The sequence below is a fragment of the Agrobacterium tumefaciens genome (assembly GCA_025559845.1).
GTDB lineage: Bacteria > Pseudomonadota > Alphaproteobacteria > Rhizobiales > Rhizobiaceae > Agrobacterium.
In genome coordinates this window covers 479,873-506,615 of the sequence record CP048469.1, presented here as the reverse complement: position 1 = coordinate 506,615, position 26,743 = coordinate 479,873, and the positions used below count along the sequence as shown (strand labels likewise).

Sequence of the window (26,743 nt, the reverse complement as noted above, 5' to 3'; positions counted from 1 at the left end):
CCATGAGACGGCGGCAGGCACCTGAGCCAACGTGACTGGTGTTTCGCATGCGCGATCCGTATTCGATCCTTGGCGTACAACGAGACGCCGGCAACGATGAAATCAAGGCCGCATGGCGGACCAAGGCGAAATCCGTTCATCCCGATGCCAATCGTGACGACCCGGACGCGACCGCGCGTTTTGCGGAAATCGGACAGGCATACGATCTTCTCAAGGACCCCAAAAAACGTGGTCTTTACGATCAGGCCCGTCAGGCTGCCGAAAACAAGCGGCGCGATCAGACCATCATGCAGCAACGGCAGGCGGCACGCGAAGCTGCTGAACGTGCAAAAGCCGCTGAAAAGCTTATGGAAGAGCTGGCGCGTGCCGAAGCGCGCAACCGTGCCACAGCCGGCCAGAAGGCCGATGGAACGGTAGAAGCTGCCGAAGATGTCGTTGAACGCATTTTCGGCGCACAGGCGCAAAACGACCCCAAGGTGCAGCAGGCGGCAGCCGAAGCTGCCAAGGCTACTGCCGCAAAATCAGAGGCAACGCCACCCAGCGAGACCGCCTCTCCCTCTCTCAACGAGGACAAGACGGAAGCACCGGTTTCTCTCGCCTCCAACCTGTTCGGAGCGCTGGTACGCCGCTTCCTTCCGAACCAGCCAGCGCTCGAAAAAGCGCCTGACATCACCGCGGAAGCGACAGTAAGCGTCGCCGATCTTCTAGACCGCAAGTGGATTACCCTTTTGCTGCCCGAAGACCGCGAAGTCCGTTTCCAGCTTGAACCCGGCATGACTGATGGCCATGTCGTGCGGCTAAAAGGACAGGGATTGAAGCTTCCTAACATGGCGCGGGGCGACCTCTCGATTACCTTGCTGGCGGCCAGAGACGACGCCTTTTCCATTCGCGGCTATGATATTCATACAACCTTACCGGTCTCTCTGAGCGATGCCGTCCTCGGATGTGAGACGACAGTACAAACTCCGCGCGGCGAAGAAACCGTGGCAATTCCCGCCTGGTCCGGGTCCGACAAGATGCTGCGGCTCGACGGCAAGGGTCTTCCCGACGGCAACGGCGGATTTGGCGATTTTGTCGTTGAACTGCGTATCCTGCTGCTCGAAAAGCCTGACGACAAGGTCACTGACCTGATGCGCCACATGCGCGAAGGCCTTTATTTGTGACTGTTTCACGAATAGCTTGGACAAAGCACCCTTTGTTACGCTCCCTAACAGTTGATGACCTTGGGCAATCTTGAACAGGATTGCAGCCTATGCCATAGGCAGGATCAATCGAAAGTATCAGGGAGCATAAGATGGCTCAGGCATCCGGCCTTATGGCTGGCAAACGCGGCCTCATCATGGGCGTCGCAAATAACCGTTCAATCGCTTGGGGTATCGCCAAGGCATGCGCAGATGCAGGTGCAGAAATCGCACTGACCTGGCAGGGCGATGCGCTGAAGAAGCGCGTCGAGCCGCTTGCCCAGGAGCTTGGCGCCTTTATGGCTGGCCACTGTGATGTCACGGACCTCGAAACGATCGATGCGGTTTTTGCGGGTCTGGAACAGCATTGGGGCAAGATCGACTTCGTCGTGCATGCAATCGCATTCTCCGACAAGGACGAACTGACCGGCCGCTACCTCGATACCAGCCGCGACAACTTCAACCGTACCATGGATATCTCCGTCTTCTCGCTGGCCGCGGTTGCAAAACGTGCCGAGCCGGTGATGAACGATGGTGGATCGATCATCACGCTGACCTATTATGGCGCTGAGAAGGTCATGCCGAACTACAACGTCATGGGCGTTGCCAAGGCTGCACTCGAGGCGAGCGTACGTTACCTCGCCGTCGACCTCGGCAACCGCGGCATTCGCGTTAACGCCGTTTCTGCCGGCCCGATCAAGACGCTTGCCGCTTCCGGTATCGGCGATTTCCGCTACATTCTGAAGTGGAACGAGTACAATGCGCCGCTGAAGCGCACGGTCTCGATCGAGGAAGTCGGCAAATCGGCACTCTATCTGCTGTCCGACCTGTCGACCGGCGTTACCGGGGAAATTCATCACGTGGATTCCGGTTACCATACCATTGGTATGAAGGCTGTCGACGCGCCTGACATTTCCGTGGTCAAGGACTGACCTTAGGGCATTTCTGAAACAGGGGTACCGCTTTGCTCGTCTATGTGATCCGGCACGGACAGACAGACTGGAATGCGGTACGCCGGCTTCAGGGACAGAAAGATGTCCCGCTCAATGATTTCGGCCGCTCGCAGGCGGCCGGAAACGGCAAGACGCTTTCGCGTATTCTCGGCGCCACCGCCGGCGATTTCGATTATGTCGCAAGCCCACTCGGGCGTACACGCGAAACGATGGAACTGATGCGCGGCGCCATGGGTCTTGATCCCCTCGCCTATCGCACCGACGACCGACTGGTCGAATTGTCATTCGGTGACTGGGAAGGCCACACCCTGCCTGAACTCAAACAGAGTTTTCCAGAGCGGGTAAGGGAGCGCAAGGCCAACAAGTGGGACTTCATCCCGCCGGGCCAGGATGCGGAAAGCTACGAAATTCTCTCATGGCGGATCGGCGCATGGCTGTCATCGATCGACAGACAGACGGTTTGCGTCTGCCATGGCGGCGTCATTCGCTCGATCTTCCGTCTGATTTCCGGCATGGACAAGCACGAAGCGTCAACGACGCAAATCCCGCAGGACCGCATCATGAAGGTCGAAATAGACAAGAACTTCGCGGAATGGATTTCCTGACCTAACGGGACAACACCCCATGTCATTCCGGCGACGGACCAGAATGACTGCAGATCCTCTTATTGCAGCACGTCCATGTCATCGACGACGCGCTTTCCATCCACTTCCGTGTAGAAGACCACGACTTTCACACCCGCCTTCAAACCTTCGAAGTTGAACTCCTCAGGCACACGGTAGGTTTTTCCATCGTTAAGCGTGATGGTCAGCGCGTTGACGTCGATCTTGCTGATCGTGCCTTCCACGTCGACACTCTGGGTGTACCCGTTGATCGGGGCCAACAGGTTGGCGGTGGCCAGAAGGGCGGCAATCATCAAACGCATCGATCTAGCTTTCGTGGATTTGCGTGAAAACTTTTGATGCATGAAGAAGTGCCTTTCGAATGTGGCGGAAGTTGCCCGCAACCATGACATTTTCGGCCCAATTGATGAACGGATTTCGCGGAACGATCAAGCCGTTAGGAAATTTTACACCGCATTTTCCAGCAACACGGGAAAACCTGCAGTATTCATCAAAAAGGACGTTCCTTTCATATTTGTTTCATGACCGCGCTCCGCGCGAAGGACATCGAATCGCCTCCTCAAGGTCATTGGCGACAAGGCTCTAAAGCCGCTTTTTTCCGAACGCCGAACAACCATGAACACTGCGTCACCGGATCATCGACGCTGATCGAAAGAAAGGCTTTTGCCTTATTCCGATTTTCCACTATGACAGGTCCGCTTGTTTCCAACGGCTGCCTGTCCGCAGGTGTGCCCTGTTTTTTCTGGTCTGTAGCAGTATGTCGCATAATAGCTTCGGTCATCTTTTTCGCGTTACCACCTGGGGAGAAAGCCACGGTCCTGCATTGGGCTGCGTGGTAGATGGCTGCCCGCCCGGCATCCGCTTTACGCTTGCCGAAGTGCAGCACTGGATGGACAAGAGAAAACCCGGCCAAAGCCGGTTCGTCACCCAGCGTCGCGAAGACGATATCGTCAAGGTTCTGTCCGGCGTGATGCTGGATGAGGACGGCGAAACGCTGATCACCACCGGCACACCGATCTCGATGCTGATCGAAAACACTGACCAGCGCTCGAAGGACTATGGCGAGATTGCCCGTCGCTTCCGCCCCGGCCACGCCGATTTCACCTATGACCTCAAATACGGCATCCGCGACTATCGTGGCGGTGGCCGCTCTTCGGCCCGAGAGACGGCTGCGCGTGTTGCCGCAGGTGCCATTGCCCGCAAGGTTGTACCAAGCCTGAATGTCCGGGGTGCGCTGGTTCAGATCGGTAAACACAAGATCAACCGCGACAACTGGGACTGGGATCAGGTCGACCAGAACCCATTCTTCTGCCCGGATGCCGCGATGGTTCCCGTCTGGGAAGAGTATCTTGACGGCATTCGCAAGGCAGGTTCTTCAATCGGCGCCGTCATTGAAGTGGTCGCCGAGGGCGTTCCTGCTGGCATTGGCGCGCCGATTTACGCAAAGCTCGATCAGGACATCGCCTCAAATCTGATGTCGATCAACGCCGTCAAGGGTGTCGAGATTGGCGAAGGTTTTGCCTCTGCAGAGCTTTCCGGTGAAGAAAACGCCGATGAAATGCGCATGGGCAATGACGGTAAACCTTTGTTCCTGTCCAACCATGCCGGTGGCATTCTCGGCGGCATTGCGACGGGCGAGCCGGTGATTGCGCGATTTGCGATCAAGCCCACGTCGTCGATCCTGACCGAGCGTCAGTCCATCGATGCCGATGGCAAGAACGTCGATGTCCGCACCAAGGGTCGCCATGACCCTTGCGTCGGCATTCGTGCCGTTCCGATCGGTGAGGCAATGATCGCCTGCACCGTTGCCGACCATTATTTGAGAGACCGCGGTCAGACCGGCCGGCTGAAATGAGGAACACCCGAAATGGCATATGACCAGAAGCGCGTCGTTGAGGCTATCCGCGCATTTGAAGCCGGTGAACTCGTCGTCGTGACGGATGATGACGATCGCGAAAACGAAGGCGACCTGATTATCGCGGCGGTTCACTGCACGCCGGAAAAAATGGCCTTCATCGTCCGCCACACCTCCGGCATCGTCTGTGCGCCGATGCCGCGCGAAGAAGCCAAGCGGCTGAACCTTAACGCCATGGTGGCGGAAAACGACAGCGCCCACACAACGGCGTTCACCGTCACGGTCGATTTCAAGCACGGCACGACAACCGGCATTTCTGCGGAAGACCGCACGCTGACGGTTCGCAACCTCGCCAACCCCAATGTCGGCCCGGCTGACTTTACCCGCCCCGGACATATTTTCCCGCTCATCTCCCGCGAAGGCGGCGTGCTGATGCGGTCTGGCCATACGGAAGCAGCCGTCGACCTCTGCAGGCTCGCAGGACTGCCGCCGATTGGCGTAATCTGCGAACTTGTCAATGACGATGGAACGGTTACGCGTGGTCCACAGGTTTCCGCCTTTGCGGAAACCCACGGTCTGAAGCAGGTATCGGTTGCCGATCTGATCGCCTATCGCCAGCGCAAGGAAACGCTGGTGGAAATGGAATCGTCTTTCACCGTCGAGACCCCGTTCGGTCCCGCCAAGGCGCAAACCTACTCCCTGCCCTGGGACCCTATGCAGCATATGGCCGTCATTTTCGGTGATATCCGTGACGGCATCGACATTCCCGTTCGCCTACATCCGGAAAATGTTGCCGACGACATTTTCGGCAGTCGCCAGCCGGTACGCCACTATATGCAGAAGATCGCCGAAGAAGGTCGAGGCGTGATCATCTACCTGCGCGAAGGTTCGGTTGGTGTCGGTCAGGTGCCTGGCCGCCGAAAGGCGCGTGATCCCGAAGAGGCGCATGCGCAGGCACGTTCACGCGAAAACGAATGGCTGGAAATCGGCCTTGGCGCGCAAATTCTCAAGGATCTCGGCATCAGCTCAATCAAGCTGATGACGACCCGCGAGCGTCACTATGTGGGTCTGGAAGGCTTCGGCATCAAAATTTCCGCAACGGAAATCTGCTGATCCTGAGCAACACAATGCCCATCCTCTCGGCGTTTCAGGCCCGAGAGGATGGAAACAAAACCATGAACAACAGCAATATCTAGTCCCGCCAACCGTCGAGGTAATTCACGCGCTCGACCCCTGTGAAACGGGCAAGACGGGCAAGCTCAGCATCCAGCTTTTCCAGGCGCCCGGCGGAGCCGCGTACACCAGCTTCAAGCCACAGCTTGCGCACGTCCAGCGTTCCCCCCTTGCGGTCCGCTTTCATGTCGATACGGCCGATCAGGCGGTCGCCTTCGAGAAGCGGAAAAACGTAATAGCCGTATTGCCGCTTCGGCTCCGGTACGAAAACCTCGATGCGGTAATAAAACCCGAACAGCCGTTCGGTTCGATTTCGGTCGCGCAGCAACGGATCAAAAGGGCTGAGAACACGAACCCGGGAGGACGGCTCCGGCTGACCTGAAACATCGGCGCTGAAATCCGCAAAGGCGTAAGACTGGCGGACACTGCTGCCATCATTCGCACCGACGAAGACTTCGCTCAATTCATCGCGATGGCTGGTAACCCAATCCTTCGCTTCCTGCGGGGTAACGATATCGAAAAATGCGGCAATTTCGCCATGCGTCGCAAAGCCGAGCCTGCCCAGCGCCTCCCGGCAGGCCCAATCAACAAAGGCTTCATGCTCTATTTCCGCCTCGTGATGTTCGAGAGGAATGACGCGCTCGGCCAGGTCGTACACTTTCTGAAAGTTCACCCGCCCCGAAATCGCAAGTTTGCCGGTATGCCAAAGATATTCGAGCGCCGTCTTGGAGGGATGCCAGTTCCACCAGCCTCCGGACTGATGCCCGTCTTCCTTCAGCTCTCGTGCCATGACCGGGCCGCCCGCCGAAATACGCTCAAGCGTATCGCCAAACGCGGCATCGAACCCTTCGCCGTGCCACTTGCGCCAACGTTCCTGGATGATCGGCTCACGGCGGCGGAAGCGATGTTTCCAATAGGGATAAAAAGCCGTGGGCAGAATGGACGCATCATGCGTCCAATGTTCGAAAAGCGCCCGATCCTTTTCCAGCAACGCGGTCAGATGCTCGCGCTTGTAGGTCTGATTTCGGGAGAAGATAATCTGGTGGTGAGCACGCTCGACAGTACCGATACTATCGACCTGCACGAAGCCGATATCCGTGATGAGCTGAAGCAGCCCATCCTTCGAAAGCGCTCTTCCAGGCGGTGAGCAAAGCCCCTGCCGCGCCAGGAAAATCCGTCTTGCTGCTTCATTCGATATCTGAATCGCCATGGTGCTGACGGTAGGACGGCTTTGCAGCGATTGCAATGTTCTTTTTTTGTTCCTTGTTTCGCTTCTTTTGATGAGAGGTTATAGAACCCGAACCGATCTCGATTATGATTTGAGCGGAACCTCATGCGAAATGTTCTCCGTTTTCGCATTCCGTTCGTAAGGACATCAGCACCTTGGACATTCGTTTCGAAGCAGCCGGCGTGACCATTGAAAGCCGACACATCTTGCTCCCCCTGTCACTGACACTCACGGAACGGCGTATCGGCGTCGTTGGTCTCAACGGTTCGGGCAAGACGACATTCGCCCGCCTCATCAATGGCCTCAACAAACCGACAAGCGGTACGGTCACAGTCAACCGGCTCGATACGGTGAGAGACGCAGAGGCCGTACTCAGGACTGTCGGGTTCATTTTTCAAAACCCACATAACCAGATCATTCTGCCGATCGTGCGCGAGGATATCGCCTTCGGCCTGAAGCGGCTTGGCCTTGGCAAAGCGGAAACAGAGGGACGAGTAAAAACAGTCCTTACCAATCTTGGCATTGCCCATCTCGAAGACAGACGTGCCCATGAACTGTCCGGCGGCGAGTTGCAGCTTTCGGCCCTTGCTGCGCTTCTCGTCACGGAGCCGAAAGTGCTGATCCTCGATGAGCCGACCAATCAGCTCGACCTGAAAAACCGCACCATCGTCGAAAAGACAATGGCGTCGCTGTCGCAGGATCTGATCGTTATCACCCACGATCTGCCGTTGCTGGCAAATTTCGACCGAGTGCTGGTGTTCCATCAGGGATCGCTGGTGGCCGATGCAGCACCTGAAGAGGCGATCGACCGCTATCTGGAGGTGGCCGCATCATGAAATCGCTGCACGTTGAGGGATCTGGTTGGCTTCATCGACTTTCTCCGCGCATCAAGCTCGTTGCACTTGCCGCTTTCAGCGTCGCGTTGTTCCTGACGCGTGACCTCGTGCTGCTCTCAGCGGCCGTTATCGTCGCCGCTGTCGTTCTGCAGCAGACACGCTTACCCCTTAAGGATATCGCCTTCCGGCTTCGTCCCGTGATGCTGACAATTCTTCTGGTTGCCGCTTTCAGCTACGCCTTTGTTTCTGCAAATGATGCTACGATTGCGCTGCTGCGATTGACCTCGCTTGCCTTTCTCGCCACGGCGATCACCATCACTGTCAGCATTTCGCAGTTTATGGACGAGATAACTCTGGCGGCAATACCACTTGAAAAGCTTGGACTTGCCCGAGCCGCCGACATTGGCCTTGCCGTCGGACTCGTGGTGCGTTTCGTACCAGAAATCGTCAACCGTTATCATGCGGTGAAGGATGCGCACCGGGCGCGCGGTGTGCCGGCCAAACCCGGTACAATCATCGTTCCTGTCATCATTATGACGTTGAAGGATGCGGACGCGATTGCCGACGCCATTGACGCGCGCGGTTTCAGAGGCCAAAGCTGACAGCCTGACAATCATCAGGAACCGCTGCCATGAAAACCCGTGACCTCGTGCTGATCTCGCTGTTTGCCGCCATCATTATTGCGCTTGGGCTGTTGCCGCCGATTACGCTCGGCTTCATTCCAGTCCCGATAACGGCACAGTCTCTCGGTGTGATGCTGGCGGGCGTGGTACTCGGTGCAAAACGCGGCACGCTGGCCGTGCTTCTGACCATTCTCATTGCCGCCATCGGTCTTCCGGTTCTTTCCGGCGGGCGCGGCGGCCTGTCGATTTTCACCACCCCAACGACCGGCTTCCTCATCGGCTGGATCGCCGCGGTATTCGTCACCGGCTATCTTTCGGAAAAGCTGGTAAACCGCAATCAGTCGGCTCTGGCACAGGGCGCAGGCTTTTTTGTTGCCAGCCTGATCGGCGGCGTTGTCGTCCTCTATGCTTTCGGCATCACATATCTGGCTCTGGTCACCGGCATGGGCTTTACCAAGGCGTTTCTCGGTTCGATGGCCTTCATTCCCGGTGACGCGTTGAAGGCGCTGCTGGCAGCTCTGGCAGGCCGTGCCGTCATGGCCGGTTACCCGCTCCTGCCACAACGCGCCTGAAAACCGTTTTCCGGGAGGGAAAGAATGGCGACGCGCCTCTACGAACATCCGATTTTTCTCGAACACATCGTGCCTGAAGGCCATCCCGAGCGGCCTGATCGCCTGCGCTCCCTGAATATTGCCCTCGAGCATCCCAATTTCGAAAGGCTGGAGCGCAAGCAGGCACCGCAGGCGAATGAAGATGTCGTGCTGTTGGCGCATCCCGAAGAACATCTGCTTTCCGTGATGCGCAGCATTCCGGAAGAAGATGGAGAGCTCAACCGTATCGAAGCCGACACCTATGCTTCGCCGAAAAGCCTGCAGGCGGCACTGACCGGAATTGGCGCTGCGATGGCCGGTGTGGATGATGTTTTCTCCGGCAAGGCCGACAATGTTTTCGTCGCTGCCCGCCCGCCTGGCCATCATGCCGAAACCGCGAAGGCGATGGGCTTCTGCCTTTTCAACAACGCCGCCATTGCCGCCCGCCATGCACAAAAGGTTCATGGCGCCGAACGTGTCGCCATTGTTGACTGGGACGTGCACCACGGAAACGGCACGCAGGACATTTTTTGGAACGACACATCGGTGCTGTTCTGCTCCACGCACCAGATGCCGCTTTATCCATGGAGTGGTGACAAGAATGAAACCGGCGTCAAGAACAACGTCGTCAACGCGCCCCTTTCGCCGAATACCGGCAGTGACCATTTTCGCGAGGCATTCAAGTCGCGAGTCCTGCCAGCAATTGCCGACTTTTCGCCTGACCTGATCATCATTTCCGCCGGTTTTGACGCGCATCACCGCGATCCGCTGGCACACATCAATCTGGTCGGTGAGGATTTCGACTGGGCGACGGGTCGTCTTCTGGAAATGGCCGACAAATACGCGTCAAACCGGGTCGTCAGCCTGCTCGAAGGTGGTTATGATCTGGAAGGGCTGGCGGAATCGGCAGCCATGCATATCTTGAGAATGATGAAGGGTTGAATATGACGGAAAATGCCAACACAGCCGACGTCAGCGGTTATTCTTTCGAAAAAGCTGTCGCCGAGCTGGAAAGCATTGTCGCAAGGCTGGAGCGCGGCGACGTGGCTCTGGACGAATCCATCGCCATCTACGAGCGTGGCGAAGCCCTGAAAAAACATTGCGAAACGCTATTGAACGCAGCCGAGAAGCGTATCGAAAAAATCCGTCTTGACCGCGCCGGCAGACCGCAGGGCGTAGAACCTCTCGACGGCGAATAATACATAGCTTGAGTTCGGCAATCATATCAGAATTGCCGAACTCGCAACCAATGGTCTACCGATCCGAGCGTTGCGGCCGCTTCGATGGTTGAGCGCTCAGGCGGTTGAGGCAAAAAGACTGACGCACTGTTTACTATCGCGATCTGCCAAGGGCGCAGCTTTGTGCTACTCTGCCGAGATCGACTTTGGAGAGTGTTGATGTCCTTCTTTCCCGGAAATGATCCTGCCGCGGGCGATGCCTTCGCTTGTGATGCCATCGAAAATCTCATCATTCCGCGTTCCAGCGACATTGGTGGCTTCGCTGTGCGTCGCGCCCTGCCAACACGGCAGCGACGGCTTGTTGGCCCTTTCATCTTTTTTGACCGCATGGGCCCGGCAATCCTGAAAGCCGGCGAAGCGCTTGACGTCAAACCACATCCGCATATCGGCCTTTCCACCGTCACCTATCTCTTCGACGGTGAAATCAAGCATCGTGACAGCCTCGGTACGGAGCTTGTCATCCGGCCAGGAGACATCAATCTGATGACCGCCGGGCGCGGCATCGTGCATTCGGAACGGACACCGGAAAACCTGCGTGGCCATCCGCTTTCGATGTCCGGCCTGCAAACCTGGCTGGCATTGCCTGATCAGATGGAAGAGATCGCACCGACCTTTGCCCATACCGGCAAGGAGGCGATGCCCCTGATCGATACGAAAGGTGTTTCCGGACGCGTCGTGATTGGCAATTTCGAGGGACTGCCCTCTCCCGTCTCGGCATTTACGGATACGCTTTATGTGGACCTCACGCTCGAACCGGGCGTCAAATTCCCATTTTCCGCCGACCATGAAGAACGCGCGATCTACATTCTTTCCGGTTCGCTCGAGGTCGCGGGTGATGTCTTCGCAGCCGATCAGCTCCTGGTCTTCCGCCCCGGCGACGACATCACGCTGCAGGGCGGAGCAACCGGCTGTCACATCATGATCTTCGGTGGCGAGGCACTGAATTCACGCCGATATATCTGGTGGAATTTCGTTTCGTCATCAAAAGAACGCATAGAGCAAGCCAAACAGGAGTGGAGAACCGGACGCTTCGATATCGTTCCGGGCGACGAAGAAGAGTTTGTCCCTTTGCCCGAGGGTTGAAATTCGATAGAAGTGAACGACATGCAGAGCTGAACGCCACTCGGGAAACGGAGGAAGGCGCGCTTTGCCGATGACGAGAAAAGGCCGAACGATTGACCGGAATGCCAGAGACACCATTGCTTGACCGGGTGAAACTCCCATCCGACCTCAAGGACGTCGACGATCGCGACCTGCCGCAACTGGCCAGGGAATTGCGCGACGAGATGATCGATGCCGTGTCCAAGACAGGCGGGCATCTGGGCGCGGGTCTCGGCGTGGTGGAATTGACGATTGCCATCCACAAGGTCTTCAACACGCCCGAAGATCGGCTGATCTTTGATGTCGGACATCAGTGTTACCCGCACAAGATCCTGACCGGACGACGCGACCGCATTCGCACGCTGCGTCAGGAAGGCGGCCTGTCAGGGTTTACCCGTCGCGCTGAAAGCGAATACGACGATTTCGGCGCTGGCCATTCCTCCACTTCGATCTCGGCCGGTCTTGGCATGGCTGTTGCCGCCGGACTGGACAAGAGCGACCGCAAGGTTATCGCGGTGATCGGCGATGGCTCCATGTCGGCGGGCATGGCATTCGAAGCGCTGAACAATGCCGGGGCACTCGATGCGCGGCTGATCGTCATTCTGAACGACAACGACATGTCGATCGCACCACCCACGGGAGCGATGAGTGCCTATCTCGCCCGCCTCGCCTCTGGCCGGACCTACATGGGTTTCCGCGATTTCGGCAAGAAACTGACAGCTTATCTCGGCAAGACGGTGGATCGCGCCATTACCCGCGCGGTGACGCACGCACGCGGTTACGTGACCGGCGGCACATTGTTCGAGGAATTGGGCTTCTACCATATCGGCCCGATCGACGGTCACTCTTTCGAGCACCTGCTTCCGGTTCTGCGCAACGTGCGCGATAACCAGAAAGGTCCTGTCCTCATTCATGTTGTGACGCAGAAAGGCAAGGGTTACGCTCCTGCCGAAGCGGCGGCCGACAAATATCACGGCGTCAACAAGTTCGATGTCATCACCGGCGCGCAGGCGAAAGCCAAGCCGAACGCACCGAGCTACACCAGCGTTTTTGCCGAAGCTCTCGTGCAGGAAGCCACACTTGACGAGAAGATCGTCGGCGTAACCGCCGCCATGCCGAACGGCACCGGGCTGGACAAGCTTGCCGAACTTTTCCCGGCGCGTACCTTCGACGTAGGCATTGCCGAACAACATGCTGTCACCTTTGCTGCGGGCCTCGCTGCAGACGGCTACAAACCGTTCTGCGCGCTGTATTCGACCTTCCTGCAACGCGGCTACGATCAGGTCGTGCATGACGTGGCGATCCAGAATCTGCCAGTTCGTTTCCCGATCGACCGTGCCGGTTTCGTTGGCGCGGACGGTCCGACCCACGCAGGCTCGTTCGATACGACCTTCCTTGCCACCCTGCCTGGTATGGTGGTGATGGCGGCATCCGACGAAGCCGAACTGAAGCACATGGTCCGCACCGCAGCAGCCTATGACGAGGGTCCAATCTCCTTCCGTTATCCACGCGGCGAAGGTGTCGGCATCGAAATGCCGACACGTGGCCAGATCCTTGAAATCGGCAAGGGCCGGATCATCAAGGAGGGTACCAAGGTCGCCCTGCTCTCCTTCGGTACGCGTCTTGCCGAATGCCTTGCCGCAGCGGAAGATCTCGATGCCGCGGGCCTTTCCACGACGGTGGCCGATGCGCGCTTTGCCAAGCCGCTCGATCTTGATCTGATCCGCCAGCTTGCGGCGCATCACGAGGTTCTTGTCACAATCGAAGAAGGTTCTGTCGGCGGTTTCGGTGCCCATGTTCTGCATTTCATGGCGTCCGCTGGATTGCTCGATCACGGGCCAAAGGTGCGAACACTGACCATTCCCGATCTGTGGGTCGAGCAGGCCAAGCCGGAAACCATGTATGCCGACGCCGGCCTCGACCGCGCAGGGATCGTCTCGACGGTCTTCAACGCACTTGGCCAACGCCGGATCGATGTCGGGTTTGCGGGATAAGCAAGCTTTCGCCACTTGGCCGAAAATGAAAAAACCTCCGCGAAGAGCGCTTCGCGGAGGTTTTTTGTGATCTAGCGATCTGTCTCGAAGTGTCTCAGAACTCCGTCCAGTCCTGTTCCTTGGCCGAAACAGCCGTTTCCTGCTTGGCGCCGAAAGCACGCGCAAGGCTCTGGCCAAGTGCCCGGGCCGGAGAGGCCACCGGGCGCGCTGCAGCCGATGCCGCCTTGATCGGAGCGGCTTTCTTCATCGGCGCTGCTGCCGGCTGGAAGGCTGGCTGCGCGGAAGAGCGCGGTGCCGATGCGGTGCGGGTTGCGGTCGCGCCGCCCATTCCGCCCATACGGAACTGACCAAGCAGACCGTTCAGAGCTTCGGCTTCACGGGCAAGTGCATGGCTTGCCGCCGTCTGCTGCTCAACCATCGCAGCATTCTGCTGGGTGCCCTGATCCATGGTGTTCACGGCCGTGTTGATTTCCTGCAGACCGGTCGACTGTTCACGTGCAGCCGTTACAATGGAGCTGACGTGAGCATTGATCTCTTCGACCTCGGCAACAATGCGCTCCAGCGCCTTGCCGGTTTCATCGACGAGATTGACGCCGTTTTCGACCTGCTGGCTGGATGCACCAATCAGGCTCTTGATTTCCTTGGCGGCATTGGCGGAACGTTGCGCCAGTTCACGCACTTCCTGAGCGACAACTGCAAAGCCCTTGCCTGCTTCACCCGCACGGGCAGCTTCAACACCGGCATTGAGCGCCAGGAGGTTGGTCTGGAAGGCGATATCATCGATCACGCCGATGATGTTGCCAATCTCGCCGGAGGACTTTTCGATTTCCTTCATGGCGGCCACTGCCTTGCGGACAACAACACCGGACTTTTCAGCACCGGCGCGTGCGCGCTGGACCAGGTTGCCGGCTTCTTCCGCGCCCTTGGCGGAATCGCGAACCGTCGTCGTTACCTCTTCCAGCGCGGCTGCCGTTTCTTCGATGGAGGCCGCCTGCTGTTCGGTGCGGCGCGACAGATCATCGGCAGCCGACAGCATCTCGGAAGCACCCGCATTGATGGCTGCTGCATTTTCGCCAACCGTGCGCAGAGCCTGCTGGAGTTTCGCGACGGCATTGTTGAAGTCGTGGCGGATCGGTTCAATTGCCGGTACGAACGGCGCTTCGATCCGGTAAGCGAGATCGCCATCGGCGAGAGCGGCCAGTCCCTTGCCAAGCTCATCACGTGCGAAGGTGTTGGCAGCCTCGTCACGCGCCTTTTCCTCTTCGTTTCTGCGGCGTTCGTTCTCGGTGACGGAGCGCATGCGCTCGGCTTCGCCGGAAAGGCGGGATTTCTCAAGCCCGGCTTCCTTGAAGACAAGTACGGCCTTTGCCATTTTGCCCACTTCGTCCTGGCGGTCGACGGCCGGAACTTCCGTAGCAAGATCGCCTTCCGCCAGCCTGCTCATCGCTGCCGTCATGCCGACGATCGGCGTGACGATTGCCCGCGACAGCGCCCAGATCAGGCCAACGGCCAACAGACCGGCCACAGCACCGCCGCCGAGCAGCGCGAATTTCAGATTGTCGGCCGCCTGGGCCTGTTCCTGAGAATAGGTGTTGGACAAACCCTCAAGCTGATCATTGATCTTGGCAGCCGCTGCGCGGAAACCGTCGAGCTGGCCCTTGGCCTGGTTGCGGCCGATTTCGATGATTTCGGAAATCGGTGCTTCCGTGGTCTTGCGCGCCGCGATCTGCGGCTCCGCCAGCTCCTTGAAGAACACGGTTGCCGTCGCCTGCATCTCGTCGATGGCTTTGAGAATTTCCGGCTTGTCGGCAGCAAGTGTGCGTGCCTCCGCAAGCTTCTTCAGCATCAGCTCACGCTGGGCGAAAACGTCGTTATAGGTGCTGTCGCTGCGGAACAGCAGAAAGCCGCGCTGGTTGACGGCCTGTTCCAGCATCGCCGCCTTGGCAGCGTTGACCGACTGAATGATGTCGTTGGTTCTGTTGTTTTCAATCGCAACCCGCTCGCTGCCCAGGGTCTGCCAGAAGACGACCGCGGAAGCGAGGAGACAGACGCTCATCAGTGCGAAGAACGTGGCAATAAGTTTTATGTTGATCGGGAGGTTTTTCAGCGACATCGCAGGCTCTCTCAGCGCACCGCCGCAGGCACGCCCAAGCGCAGGCGTGGAAGCCGCAACGGCCACAATTCAGGAATTTGGAGAATGTGCCTTCATGGCAGTTCCAGTGGCCGCACAGACCGTTGCCCGGACAGTGCACGACAAGCCTTTAAATTGAATTAATTGGTTGTGGTGTATAACACCTTGGCGCACGCACTTGAGCGACGCTGGACCGTTCAAAATGATAAATCGCTTGCATCCGCGACTTTTGGCAGTCATTGACGTTTTCCATGTCCAAAACATCTGAAAATGAACGACTTGACCAGCTTCTCGTGTCGCTGGGCCACTTCGCCAGCCGATCGCGGGCGCGGGATGCCGTTAGCCGTGGCACCGTCAGCGTCAATGGCAAGATCGTCACCAAACCGAGCGCCTCCGTTGCCGCGGACGCCGACATCGCCATCAGCGACCCCGCGCAGGATTATGTCTCGCGTGCGGCCCTCAAACTCGTCGCAGCTCTCGACCATTTCAAGCTCGACCCATCCGGCTGCGAATGTCTGGATGTCGGAGCCTCGACCGGGGGCTTCACAGAAGTGCTGTTGCAGCGCGGCGCAGAGCACGTGACAGCGATCGATGTCGGTCACGGGCAGATGCATCCCCGCGTTGAAAACGATCCGCGTGTGACCAATCTCGAGGGACTGAACGCCCGTTATCTGACCGGTGACGATATCGACGACAGAGACATCAGCTTCATCGTCTCCGACGTCTCCTTCATTTCGCTCAAGCTCGCGCTCGCACCGGCATTGCAGCTTGCCGCTCCGGGTTGTTTTGCCGCACTTCTGGTCAAGCCGCAGTTCGAAGCTGGCCGGGATGCCATCAGCAAGGCAGGGCTTCTCAAGGAGCCGGAGACGGCACCGGCCGTTGCAGCTGAGCTGGAGCGCTGGCTGGTAGAGGACATGGGCTGGAAAAGTCTTGGCCTTATCCCATCGCCGATTTCCGGTGGAGACGGCAATATCGAATTTCTTCTCGGAGGCGAAAAGCCATGAGTACGCAGACGGTCACAATCAAAAGTCTCGGCGCTCAGGGCGACGGCATCGCGCACTGTCCCGACGGCACGGTCTACGTGCCGTTCGCCTTGCCGGGCGAAACTGTCGCCATCGCACGGGTGAAAGACCAAGGTACCGTGATGTCGATTGCAGAGGCCTCGCCGGAACGCCGTGAGCCAGCCTGTCGGCATTTTGGCCCCGATGGCAAGAACGGTACGTGTGGCGGCTGCTCGCTTCAGCATCTGTCGGAAGATGCCTATCGCGCTTTCAAACGCGATCTGGTCGTTTCCGCCCTGAAATCGAAAGGCCTGACGCCCGAGATCGGCGATCTCGTGATCTGTCGCCCCGGTGAGCGCCGCCGTGCGGTGTTCGCCGCCCGCAAGACGGAAAAGGGCTTGTTGCTGGGTTTCAGCCAGGCAAACAGCCACCACATCGTCGCCATCGAGGAATGTCCCGTCATGTCGCCGGGCATCGTGTCCCGGCTCGACGCGTTGCGCGCCATCGGCATTACCTTGCCTTCGAATACGGAACCGTTCCGCATGACGGTGCTGGAAACACTGTCCGGCCTCGATATCTCCATTGAGGGGATCAAGTCTGTCAGCGACAAGCAGCGCCGCACCCTTACAGAGACAGTGCTTTCCATGCGCGGCATCGCGCGTGTCTCGCTTTCCGGTGAAATCCTCATCGAACCGCAGAAACCGCTGCTGGATTTTGGTGGCGTTTCGGTATCACCACCGGCTGGCAGCTTCACCCAGGCCACGAAAGAGGCCGAAGACGCCATGGCTGAACTCGTTCTCGCCCATATCGGCAAGTCGAAGCGCATCGCCGATCTTTTTGCCGGTACCGGTACGTTTGCCCTTAGGCTTGCCCGCATCGGCAAGGTGCATGCGGTGGAAGCCGAGGACAAGCCGCTCAAGGCACTCGATTTCGCGGCTCGCAACACGCAAGGCCTGAAACCGGTCAGCGTGGAAAAGCGCGATCTTTTCCGCCGTCCGCTGATGACGAGTGAATTGAAGAATTACGATGCCGTGGTGTTTGATCCACCACGCGCGGGCGCGGAATTTCAGTGCAAGGAACTTGCACGCAGTACCGTCAAGAAGATCGTCGCCGTGAGCTGCAATCCGCTGACGCTCGCACGCGATATCTCCATCCTGATGGAAGGCGGCTATCGCCTGACCCGCGTCACACCTGTCGACCAGTTCCTTTGGTCTCCGCATGTGGAAGCGGTTGCGACACTGGAGAAATAGTCTCCAGACTGTTTACCAGGCAGTATCGATGTTGCCGTTGCCCACCACGCCGGAGCAGCGGCAACGTCCACCCACCCGCCCCTGCTGGACCGGACAGACATATGGCCGGTTGCGATTGGCACTGTCAGGCGGCGTGATGACGCAGACGAAGCGTGCACGCTGCTGACGCTGACGGTTGTTGCCGGAATAAAAGTTCTGGCCATCCTGCGTGACGACCGATTGCGCGAGAATGATGTCCTGCCCAACAGGATATGACATTTGTGGAGACACGGTGGCCGCCTGTGCCACGCTGGTCGACAGGATCATGGTAATCGCGGCGAAGACAGTATTTCGCATGGGCTCGGCTTTCGGCTGATGGCGGATTTCGCGATCTAACCCGGCAGATATTGCCGAGTTCCTTAATAACCGGAAATTCCCACCGGCACGCTTAACGGCGCATGAATGCTTCGAAGGCCGCTCTAGCTTCCGCGCTCTGCAAACGCGCCACAAAATGCCGCGCCTCGTCTTCAATGCGGGCCAACACGTCATCCGACTTGCCGCGCAGCAGATCCCGAGCGATTTTCAGCGCTTCCGGCGGTTTAGCCGCAAGACGCATGGCGATTGCCAGCGTCTCAGTCTCGACGTGTTCCGGTTCGGTAACCTTCCAGACCAGCCCGGCGGCAGATGCCTGCTCGGCAGAAAAACCTTCTCCCATCGCGAGCAAGGCGAAAGCGCGCTGATGGCCCATGATGCGTGGCGCAAGCAGGCTGGAAGCGGCTTCCGGCACCAGCGCCAGATCAACGAAGGGCGTCTTGAACAGGCTGCGGCTGGAAGCAACCGTCATATCGCAATGCAGATGCAGCGTCGTGCCGATACCGATTGCAAGTCCATCCACGCCCGAAACCAGCGGTTTCTCAAAGGTTGCCAGCGCCGTCAGGAAATCCAGAACAGCGAGTTTGCCCTTGCCGCCAGCCATTGCGAAGGCCAGAAAATCGGCCATGTCATTCCCGGCAGAAAAGCAGCCTTCCGTGCCGAGAAACGCAACGACGCGCGTTTCCGGGTCATTGTTGGCTGCAACAAGGGCTTCTGCCATGCGGCGATACATGGCGTCGGTAATGGCGTTTTTCTTTTCAGGCCGGTTGAACCGAATGGCCAGAACTTCCGGCGCGTGGGCGATCCGTTCGACAAGAATATGATCGTCAGACATCCAGTTCTCCTCAACCGAGCACGGCACGCGCCGCTGCAAGACTTGCTGCGCCGCTCATGACGCGATCCTTGAGTGCCGCCGTTTCAGCAAGCAGGTTTTCCGCAGCAAAACGGCACAACGATGCACGATGCGCACCCTTGCCATCATCGACGGAAGCAAGCGCGCCCTTGGCAAGGTAGGCACCAGTCAACGTGAGGCCAAAGAGCCGCTGATAGGGGGTTGCACCAGCAAGGGCGATATCAGTTTCGCCACTCTTGATGCGCTCCTGCAGCCAATCCGTGACTGTTTCGAGATCGTTGAGGCTCGTCTCCAGATAGGTCGCCGACTTGCCGAGATCGTCCCGGTTGGAGGCGGAAAGACGCGCAGCGATCTCCTTGAGTTCCTGAATGAAGCCGCGTACCTGCGCGCCGCCGGACAAGGGCAGCTTGCGCATGACGAGGTCGATTGCCTGGATGCCGTTGGTGCCCTCATAGATCGGTGCGATGCGCGCGTCGCGCAGGTAACGGGCTGCACCGGTTTCCTCGATGAAGCCCATACCACCGTGCACCTGAATGCCCAGAGAAGCGACATCAACGCCCGCATCGGTGGAAAAGGACTTGGCGATCGGGGTCAACAGGGCAGCACGTTCCTGCCAGTGATTGCGATCCACATCGTTTTCAGCGGCATGCGCCATGTCGATGGCGTGCGCACAACTGAAGGAAATCGCCCGAGAACCCTGCGTCAGCGCCTTCATCGTCAGAAGCGTTCTGGCGATATCGGGATGTTCGATGATCGGGCTCATGCCGGAACCCTGCCAGCCCGGCGCCTTGCCCTGCGTACGTTCCCTGGCATAGGCAATCGCCTTCTGAGTGGCTGCCTCGCAGATTGCCACGCCCTGCATTCCAACAGCAAGGCGGGCATTGTTCATCATCGTGAACATGCAGGCGAGGCCCTTGTTCTCCTCACCCACCAGCCAGCCGAGCGCGCCTTTTTCCTCTCCGAACTTGCCGTCACCGAAAATCATCGTGCAGGTTGGCGAACCGTGGATACCCAGCTTGTGTTCCAGCGAATGGCAGAACACGTCATTTCTGCCGTCAGGACGACCGTTGTCATCCAGGAGGAATTTCGGAACAAGGAACAGCGAAATGCCGCGGGTTCCGGCCGGCGCATCCGGTAGGCGCGCGAGAACGAGATGGATAATGTTGTCCGCCGCGTCGTGCTCGCCCCATGTAATGAAAATCTTCTGGCCGAAAATCCTGTAAGTGCCGTCGGCCTTACGTTCGGCACGCGCTTTCAGCGCCCCGAGATCCGAGCCGGCGTGGGGCTCAGTCAGGTTCATGGTTCCGGTCCATTCGCCGGAAACGAGTTTGGGAAGATAGGCGCGCTTAAGGTCATTGCTGCCATGCGCCACCAGGGCCTCGACTGCGCCCATGGTCAATGTGGGCGCCAGCGCAAAGGCCATGGAACCGGAGTTCCACATTTCGAGGGCAGCAACGTTCAGCATGTGCGGCAGGTTCTGGCCGCCAAACTCTTCCGGCGCCGTCAGGCTGTTCCAGCCCGCTTCCGCCCAGCTGCGATAGAGGTCGGCCCAGCCATCCGGTGTGCTGACCTTGCCATCCACAAGCCGGGCGCCCTGACGGTCACCGATGTCGGCAAGCGGCGCAACCTGGTCCGTCGCAAAACGACCCGCCTCGTGCAGGATGGCATCCACCACATCTTCGTCGAGGTCACCCAGCGCGGTATTCGCCAGCGCATCTGAAAGGCCCGCGACATGTTTGAGCGTGAACGCAATGTCGTCTACCGGCGCGGTATACATCCTGCCTCCTCCCGAAGCTGTTCCGTACTATGCTGTTTTCGGGCTAAATTATTTTTACGTAAACGTCAATTTGAAAATTCCGGCCAGCCTTCATCGTCACTGTTATGAAACTGTCACATGAATTTGCTCTGCATGCGGCTTGGGTCGAAACCACGCGGGACCGGCCCTCAAAAAGTGCCGCGCTGCCGCCGCCGTTTCATTCCGAAACGACGGATGCTTCCCCTCCTCCCATCCAGCCGGTCAGGACTGCCACGATGGATCTCGTAACACCCGTTATCCCCGGCCTTGTCTGGGCCTATCACTTCCAGCCTGGAAAAGCGCCCTGCCGGCGGCTGGCGCCAGATGCCGGTTTCAACGAAATGGTCGATTGTGGTGGGTTCTTCTGGCTGCATCTCAATCTGGCAGACCAGCGCGTGGCAGGCTTTCTAGAAACGATCCCCGGCCTCGATCCGACCGCGCGTGCGACTCTCACCACCCATGAGACGCATCCCTCCATCACCGTCGACGAAAAGTCGCTCTATGGTACGCTGGTCGATTTCCAGCGCGAGTTCGATCAGGAAACGCGCGATTTCGGATGGTTGCACTTTGCGGTCAGTGATCGCTTCATTATCACCACGCGCCTTCAACCGCTGCGCTCGGTGGATCGCTTGAAAGCGGCAATCGACAAGAACGCCAACCGCTACACGACGCCATCACATGTCTTTGAGGGTCTGGTCGCGGAATTCCAGCGTTCGCTCATCAGCCTGGTGATGGAAACCACGGAGCAACTCAACACGATCGAGGATCTCGTTTACGACAGCGAGACACGCGACGAACGGCGCCGCCTCGCGCCGCTACGTCGCACGGTCGTCCGGTTGCACCGCCACCTTCGCACGGTGCTGACATTGATGCGACGCGCATCGGCCGTGGATGAAGACGAGATGCCGGATGGCTTCGAGGATGTTGCTTCACGCCTGATGGGACGTCTTGAGGCAGTGGACCACGATGTCTACGCCTTGCAGGAACGAGCCCGTCTGCTGCACGAGGAAATCGATTCCAAACTCTCGTCCGAGACCAACCGCCACCTTTACATTCTCTCCCTGATGACCGCATTTCTTCTGCCGCCGTCGCTTGTGACGGGTTTCTTCGGCATGAATACGGATGAATTGCCGTTTACGGTTGGCACAGGAGGAACGTTGTCAGCGAGCCTGTTCATCGTCATCTCGATTGCGCTCGCCTGGTTCGTGCTGAAACGGGCACGCATTCTCTGATCGGCCAAAATAAAAGCCGCCCGGGCGGGGCGGCTTTCCTGTCAATCTGAGCGCTTATGCGATCAGCCGTAAGGCGAATAGCAGGGCTGGCGCGGACCATTATATGGCTGGAACGTGTTGCTACCGGCATCGTAGGAACGATAACGGCCATAGCACCAGTTCACGTGTGCGCGGCTCATGCCACCGCGATAGACCGGACGATATTCGCGATAGACTGGACGCGGACGGTATTCCGGTACCGGGCGATAAACTTCGCGTGGCTGAGACAGCGCACCGCCGATAATCGCTCCCGTTGCGAAGGCTGCAAGCGGGAACCAGTAACCGTCGCGATGGCGGTAACCCGGACGGTAATCGCGATAACCGCGATGGCCGTTATACCAGCCACGGCGCTCGTAGCGGTCACGATAGTACTGCACGTTCACGACATCGCTGCCTGCCGTTTCGACGCTCTTCGGCGCCATGGTCAATGGCAGGGCCTGCGCCGGAACGATAGCGCCCGCAACCATGATCGCAGAAAGACCAGCAGCAAAGATAGTCTTAACATAGCTTTTCATCTGACTTCCTCCATTCACGACGGTCACTAGGCCGTATTGTGAATCTGGTTTTCTCCATTTTGGCCAATTTTCAGCCCTGGCGCGGCTTTTACATGTCTAAGGCTATGAGTTTTCGCCTGAACCCAGCATTAACGCTGCAATCACGTGTCGTTTACCAGATTTGCCCCTAAGGGCCGAAAACCCGGAAATGATCCGGGTTTTCGAACACAACCGTCAGCGGCTGTAAGGCGAAACGCAAATGCGTCGCGGACCACTGTTCGGCTGATAGGTGTTGTCGTAAGCACGGTACGAACGCCAACGGTTCTGGCACCATTCGACATGGCTGCCACCGTAGGCGGGACGTGACGGCTGTGCCACCGTGCCGCCGATGATGGCGCCAGCCGCAAAGGCTGCCAGCGGGAACCAATAGCCGTTGTGATAACGGTAACCGGGGCGGCGATCCCTGTAGCCGCGATGGCCATTATAATAGCCGTCACGGGGCGGACGCGGACGGTACATACGATCGCCTGGTGGCCTTCTCCGATCCCATTCACGATACTGGACCGGCACGACAATATCCGACGCAGTCGAAACCGGCTTTGGGGTCGGGACCGGAACCTGGAATGCCTGCGAAGGTGTAAAACTTGTCAGGAACACGACGAGCGCTGTGGCAACGCTCGTTGTCCGGAAATTCAGCATGGTGTTTCCTCCATTTGCTGTCGCGCGCTGCTCTGCACGCCGGTTATCGTCCATTCTCGTCGGCGATAACGGTCAGCCCCGTGAAACCCGAAAAGAACCCGATACGCATCTAACGCAAAAAGGGAAAATTAGTTCCATCACAACGCGATGGAGGATGACATCACGCTTCGATCTTCACATCGGTCAAGGGACGTGAGCAACAGGCAAGAATGTAGCCTTCTTCGATCTCCTCATCGAGAATTCCGCCATTGTGGCTCATCTCAACTTCGCCCGAAAGTTTGAGCACGCGGCAGGTGCCGCAGATGCCGGATTCGCAGGCCGCACCGATACGCACTCCAGCAGCACGGGCCGTCATCAAGATCGTCTGCCCCGGCTGGCATGGCGCTTCCTTGCCCGACAGCGTGAAGCCGACACTTGCCATTGCCTCGCCATCCGCATCGATGACGGCGCTCTCACCGACGAAGACCGGAGCAGCAGGGGCAAAGCTTTCCTGATGGTAACGGCTCATGTCGAAACCCGATGCCTCCAGCATCGAGCGCACAGCCGCCATGAAGGGCTCCGGGCCACAACAGAATACGGTACGATCCATGAAATCCGGCGCAAGCAATGCGATCTTCGCTTTGTCGATCATGCCCTTGAGGCCCGACCACAAATCGGTTCTTCCGCAGCCCTCGACAATGAAGCCTAGCGACAATTTCGGCATGAAGCGCGCCAGATATTCGAGTTCGTGACGGAAGACGATATCCGAAGGCGAACGGGAGCAGTTGATGAAGGCGATATCGCTTTGCGGTGCACGATCGCTCATGTCGCGCACCATCGACATCATCGGCGTTACGCCCGACCCGGCCGAGACGAAGAGATACTTCTCTCCGGGGTGACGAACGTAGGAAAAATCGCCGAGCGGTCCGAGCGCCCTGATTTTCATGCCTGGACGCAAGTTTTCGAACATCCAGCGCGTGCCGATACTGTTGGCCTGTGCCTTCACCGTCACCGAAAGAGAATAAGGCCGCGAGGGACTGGACGACAGTGTGTAGGTGCGAAACAGCGGCTCAGACCCGACCGGCAGCTCCAGGGTGACGAATTGGCCGGGCAAATACCGGAACCAGTTCTCGTCCTCCGAGCGGAACAGAAACGTCATGACATCAGGCGTTTCCGGCGTCACCGAAACGGACTCCAAGAGGTGAAGCTTGTCGCTCCACGGCTTCATTTCGTCGATGTGCTTGTAACTTACGGCCATGTTCATCTTCGGATCACGCGACTGCAGAAAGCCTTGCCTTGTCGCCGGACAGCCGGTCGACCATGAAGTCGGCATACCAGTTGACGAACTGCATCACACCGCCTTCATCCTCCATAGAGTAAGGGCCAGGTTCATAGGCGGGCGAGCGGATGCCGAAAGCATTTTCCTCAACGATACGGCGGTCCTGATCGTTGGTCTCGTTCCAAACATGCGTCAGTTCTTCGAGATCGTAATCGACGCCTTCCACCGCATCCTTGTGAACCAGCCATTTGGTGGTGACCATGGTTTCTTCGGCGCTGAGCGGCAGCACGCGGAAGGAAATGGAGTGATCACCCAGGAAATGGTTCCAGGTCGTCGGGTAATGGAACAGAAGCAATGCGCCGATATGGCTGATCGTCACATCATCAGAAAGCTGGCGCCTCACAGCGCGCTTGCCCGACATGGTATAGCTTTCCGCTTCGCCAATCAGCGGCATGCGGGCAACGCGGAACTGCCCCTTCGGGTCGATCTTGAAGCGGCTCGGCAAACCAGCGGCTTCGCAGCGTGCCCAATGACCGCCGATCTCAGGGTCGCTTGCACCGCCATCGGTGCCCGTCACACTCGGATTTTCCGGATAGGTGCGGCAGAGTTCGGGATGGTTGGCCGCGCAGTGGTAGCACTCGCGGTTGTTTTCCCAGACCAGCTTCCAGTTGCCCTTCTCGATGATCGTGCTTTCGTGCGCGACCTTCGCTTCCTGGATGCGGTGCGGCGCCATGTAGGCTTCCACCTCGGCCCTGACCGGTGAGAAATCCGCCGGCTGTGCGCCGAGACAGATGAACACGTAACCCGCGACGCTTTCGCAGGCGACGGGCTTCAGGCCAAATTCGCCCTTGTCGAAATCCTCACCCATGTGGCGGGCAAAGAGCAGCTTGCCATCCAGATCGTAAGTCCACTGGTGATAAGGACAGACCAGACGGGCCGATTGCCCCTTGTGGGACGTGCAGACGCGCGAACCGCGGTGACGGCAGGAGTTGTGGAAGGCGCGAATTGCGCCATCGCGACCACGTACGATAATGACCGAATAGGCGCCGATCTGCACCGTAACGTAAGTGCCAGGCTTTGGTACTTCGCAATCATGGGCGACGAACAGCCAGTCGCGGTACCAGATCGTTTCCATGTCCAGCTTGAAATAGTCCGGGTCCGTATAGAAGGGTTGTTCGAGACTGAAACCCTCACGACGGTTCTTAAGCTGGCGCAAAACGGTATCACGCAATTCCATGGCCAAATCCTCGATCGATCCACCCTGCCCGACATCTGCAAATTCGGGCTGCGGGAACATACCAAGCATCTAAACACCGGTAGAGATTTGCAGGAGCGCAGACAGCGACATTGGCTTCCGCATTGGCGACAAATTGCGACATCGAATATTGGTCGTCGCGCGCCCATTTATCAGCGAAATCCGACAGGTATTCCGGTCGGCAAACACGTCGCAATATGGCACACGAAGCGACTTTTCAGCGTTAAAAAACGACACCTGCCCCGAAACGGACTATTAATATCCCCCAATTTACAGTGGGATATTGGCGGCAACGAGGGTATGGTCCGTGGAGAAGGCAACACGCATACGCTACTTTGATGCAAGCAAACGCGCGACAACGCCGGTACGGTCGAAGACCGCACATTCAGAATTTCTCCGTACGGGACGCATCAGCCGCTATGAAGAACGCTGGCTGCCCAAAGAGCGGACCTATTACAGCCATGCTGAAGTGGCTGAAATAACCGGGCGCAAGCTGGAAGCCGCCGCAGACGCGACGCACAGCCGTCTCAATGCCTTTCACCATTCCATTCGCTTCCCCAAGATGGTGTTCCATCATCTTCTCGATGACCGACCACATCTCGGCTACTGTCACGTCACCGCATCGAAAACCAGTTTCGATGCGCAACGCCATGTGCTCTGGTCGTTCTATTTCGCCAATTTCTTTGCGGAACTCAGTGGCTCCGACAATTTCTTCGAAAATATCGATGCGCGTTATTCCCGCATGTACTTCGCCATTGCAATGGACGTACTTCCGGATCGCAGCGTAACGATCAACAAGTCGTTCCACCGCGACGGCCTGCTGTTCCAGACCCATGACCCGAAAATCGCCTTGAAAAACGTCCTGATGCTGGGCGCGCGGTCAGATGACATGCGCAAAATCATCAATGCGATCTAGGGTCTGACCTTAAAGCCGCGATAGCGCTTTCCATACCTGCCTTAAATACGCTATTGACCGCCGTGAAAGGTATG

Annotated in this window: 26 protein-coding genes; 16 read left to right on the top strand and 10 right to left on the bottom strand. The window is 58.1% G+C overall.

Annotated features, from left to right (window positions below; genetic code table 11):
• The first annotated feature begins 47 nt into the window (after positions 1 to 47).
• The 3 genes from FY156_02410 (at position 48) to FY156_02400 (ending at position 2,739) form a co-directional block, all read left to right on the top strand.
• Entirely contained in the window at positions 48 to 1,163 is a 1,116-nt protein-coding gene (locus tag FY156_02410) for a DnaJ domain-containing protein (protein UXS00426.1), read from the top strand.
• A gap of 131 nt (positions 1,164 to 1,294) precedes the next feature.
• Positions 1,295 to 2,113, top strand: coding sequence for an enoyl-ACP reductase FabI (gene fabI, locus FY156_02405; protein ID UXS00425.1), 819 nt, complete (start codon positions 1,295 to 1,297; stop codon positions 2,111 to 2,113).
• A gap of 32 nt (positions 2,114 to 2,145) precedes the next feature.
• Positions 2,146 to 2,739, top strand: coding sequence for a histidine phosphatase family protein (locus FY156_02400; protein UXS00424.1), 594 nt, complete (start codon positions 2,146 to 2,148; stop codon positions 2,737 to 2,739).
• A 59-nt stretch (positions 2,740 to 2,798) separates the two neighbouring features.
• On the opposite strand, the gene FY156_02395 is transcribed toward FY156_02400, so the two are convergent.
• Positions 2,799 to 3,059: a DUF1344 domain-containing protein gene (locus FY156_02395; protein UXS00423.1), complete on the bottom strand. Its 261-nt coding sequence runs from the start codon at positions 3,057 to 3,059 to the stop codon at positions 2,799 to 2,801.
• A 455-nt stretch (positions 3,060 to 3,514) separates the two neighbouring features.
• Between FY156_02395 and aroC the strand changes: the two genes are divergently transcribed.
• Together aroC and ribB are read left to right on the top strand one after the other, a co-directional pair.
• On the top strand, positions 3,515 to 4,612 hold the full coding sequence (gene aroC / locus FY156_02390) for a chorismate synthase (GenBank protein ID UXS00422.1): 1,098 nt from the start codon (positions 3,515 to 3,517) through the stop codon (positions 4,610 to 4,612).
• A gap of 12 nt (positions 4,613 to 4,624) precedes the next feature.
• On the top strand, positions 4,625 to 5,725 hold the full coding sequence (ribB, locus tag FY156_02385; protein ID UXS00421.1) for a 3,4-dihydroxy-2-butanone-4-phosphate synthase: 1,101 nt from the start codon (positions 4,625 to 4,627) through the stop codon (positions 5,723 to 5,725).
• A gap of 79 nt (positions 5,726 to 5,804) precedes the next feature.
• On the opposite strand, the gene FY156_02380 is transcribed toward ribB, so the two are convergent.
• On the bottom strand, positions 5,805 to 6,995 hold the full coding sequence (locus FY156_02380) for a winged helix-turn-helix domain-containing protein (GenBank protein ID UXS00420.1): 1,191 nt from the start codon (positions 6,993 to 6,995) through the stop codon (positions 5,805 to 5,807).
• A 173-nt stretch (positions 6,996 to 7,168) separates the two neighbouring features.
• Between FY156_02380 and FY156_02375 the strand changes: the two genes are divergently transcribed.
• The 7 genes from FY156_02375 (at position 7,169) to dxs (ending at position 13,395) form a co-directional block, all read left to right on the top strand.
• Positions 7,169 to 7,849 carry an energy-coupling factor ABC transporter ATP-binding protein gene (locus FY156_02375; GenBank protein UXS00419.1) on the top strand — a complete coding sequence of 227 codons (681 nt, stop codon included), beginning with the start codon at positions 7,169 to 7,171 and terminating at the stop codon, positions 7,847 to 7,849.
• On the top strand, positions 7,846 to 8,451 hold the full coding sequence (locus FY156_02370; GenBank protein ID UXS00418.1) for an energy-coupling factor transporter transmembrane protein EcfT: 606 nt from the start codon (positions 7,846 to 7,848) through the stop codon (positions 8,449 to 8,451). Before FY156_02375 ends, FY156_02370 begins: the two co-directional genes overlap by 4 nt.
• 29 nt (positions 8,452 to 8,480) lie before the next feature.
• The gene (locus tag FY156_02365; protein UXS00417.1) at positions 8,481 to 9,044 is read left to right on the top strand and encodes a biotin transporter BioY; all 564 of its coding nucleotides are present in this window, start codon (positions 8,481 to 8,483) and stop codon (positions 9,042 to 9,044) included.
• 24 nt (positions 9,045 to 9,068) lie between these two features.
• Entirely contained in the window at positions 9,069 to 10,004 is a 936-nt protein-coding gene (locus FY156_02360) for a histone deacetylase family protein (protein ID UXS00416.1), read from the top strand.
• 2 nt (positions 10,005 to 10,006) lie between these two features.
• Positions 10,007 to 10,261, top strand: a complete 255-nt coding sequence (locus FY156_02355) for an exodeoxyribonuclease VII small subunit (GenBank protein UXS00415.1) — start codon at positions 10,007 to 10,009, stop codon at positions 10,259 to 10,261.
• Between the two features lie 198 nt (positions 10,262 to 10,459).
• On the top strand, positions 10,460 to 11,383 hold the full coding sequence (locus FY156_02350; protein ID UXS00414.1) for a pirin family protein: 924 nt from the start codon (positions 10,460 to 10,462) through the stop codon (positions 11,381 to 11,383).
• A gap of 92 nt (positions 11,384 to 11,475) precedes the next feature.
• Positions 11,476 to 13,395: a 1-deoxy-D-xylulose-5-phosphate synthase gene (dxs, locus tag FY156_02345; GenBank protein UXS00413.1), complete on the top strand. Its 1,920-nt coding sequence runs from the start codon at positions 11,476 to 11,478 to the stop codon at positions 13,393 to 13,395.
• Positions 13,396 to 13,489: 94 nt separating this feature from the next.
• On the opposite strand, the gene FY156_02340 is transcribed toward dxs, so the two are convergent.
• Positions 13,490 to 15,508, bottom strand: coding sequence for a HAMP domain-containing protein (locus tag FY156_02340; protein UXS00412.1), 2,019 nt, complete (start codon positions 15,506 to 15,508; stop codon positions 13,490 to 13,492).
• A 269-nt stretch (positions 15,509 to 15,777) separates the two neighbouring features.
• Here FY156_02340 and FY156_02335 point away from each other — a divergent pair, with 269 nt between their 5' ends.
• Positions 15,778 to 16,530, top strand: a complete 753-nt coding sequence (locus FY156_02335) for a TlyA family RNA methyltransferase (protein UXS00411.1) — start codon at positions 15,778 to 15,780, stop codon at positions 16,528 to 16,530.
• A complete protein-coding gene (locus tag FY156_02330; GenBank protein ID UXS00410.1) occupies positions 16,527 to 17,777 on the top strand; it encodes a class I SAM-dependent RNA methyltransferase in 1,251 nt (416 codons plus the stop codon). The genes FY156_02335 and FY156_02330 overlap by 4 nt, the downstream gene beginning before the upstream one ends.
• Positions 17,778 to 17,789: 12 nt before the next feature.
• On the opposite strand, the gene FY156_02325 is transcribed toward FY156_02330, so the two are convergent.
• The 3 genes from FY156_02325 to FY156_02315 form a co-directional block, all read right to left on the bottom strand.
• The gene (locus FY156_02325; GenBank protein ID UXS00409.1) at positions 17,790 to 18,113 is read right to left on the bottom strand and encodes a hypothetical protein; all 324 of its coding nucleotides are present in this window, start codon (positions 18,111 to 18,113) and stop codon (positions 17,790 to 17,792) included.
• Between the two features lie 91 nt (positions 18,114 to 18,204).
• Positions 18,205 to 18,963 carry a crotonase/enoyl-CoA hydratase family protein gene (locus tag FY156_02320; protein UXS00408.1) on the bottom strand — a complete coding sequence of 253 codons (759 nt, stop codon included), beginning with the start codon at positions 18,961 to 18,963 and terminating at the stop codon, positions 18,205 to 18,207.
• 10 nt (positions 18,964 to 18,973) lie between these two features.
• Complete coding sequence (locus FY156_02315; protein ID UXS00407.1) at positions 18,974 to 20,758, bottom strand: acyl-CoA dehydrogenase; 1,785 nt, start codon at positions 20,756 to 20,758, stop codon at positions 18,974 to 18,976.
• Positions 20,759 to 21,012: 254 nt separating this feature from the next.
• Here FY156_02315 and FY156_02310 point away from each other — a divergent pair, with 254 nt between their 5' ends.
• On the top strand, positions 21,013 to 22,008 hold the full coding sequence (locus tag FY156_02310) for a transporter (GenBank protein UXS00406.1): 996 nt from the start codon (positions 21,013 to 21,015) through the stop codon (positions 22,006 to 22,008).
• 62 nt (positions 22,009 to 22,070) lie between these two features.
• Here the strand turns inward: FY156_02310 and FY156_02305 are convergent, their stop codons facing one another.
• The 4 genes from FY156_02305 to FY156_02290 form a co-directional block, all read right to left on the bottom strand.
• Positions 22,071 to 22,562: a BA14K family protein gene (locus FY156_02305; GenBank protein UXS00405.1), complete on the bottom strand. Its 492-nt coding sequence runs from the start codon at positions 22,560 to 22,562 to the stop codon at positions 22,071 to 22,073.
• 213 nt (positions 22,563 to 22,775) lie between these two features.
• A complete protein-coding gene (locus tag FY156_02300; protein UXS00404.1) occupies positions 22,776 to 23,240 on the bottom strand; it encodes a BA14K family protein in 465 nt (154 codons plus the stop codon).
• A 160-nt stretch (positions 23,241 to 23,400) separates the two neighbouring features.
• Positions 23,401 to 24,483: a hybrid-cluster NAD(P)-dependent oxidoreductase gene (locus tag FY156_02295; protein ID UXS00403.1), complete on the bottom strand. Its 1,083-nt coding sequence runs from the start codon at positions 24,481 to 24,483 to the stop codon at positions 23,401 to 23,403.
• Positions 24,484 to 24,490: 7 nt separating this feature from the next.
• Complete coding sequence (locus tag FY156_02290; GenBank protein ID UXS02988.1) at positions 24,491 to 25,735, bottom strand: aromatic ring-hydroxylating dioxygenase subunit alpha; 1,245 nt, start codon at positions 25,733 to 25,735, stop codon at positions 24,491 to 24,493.
• A gap of 325 nt (positions 25,736 to 26,060) precedes the next feature.
• Here FY156_02290 and FY156_02285 point away from each other — a divergent pair, with 325 nt between their 5' ends.
• Positions 26,061 to 26,669: a hypothetical protein gene (locus FY156_02285; GenBank protein UXS00402.1), complete on the top strand. Its 609-nt coding sequence runs from the start codon at positions 26,061 to 26,063 to the stop codon at positions 26,667 to 26,669.
• The last annotated feature ends 74 nt before the right edge of the window (positions 26,670 to 26,743 follow it).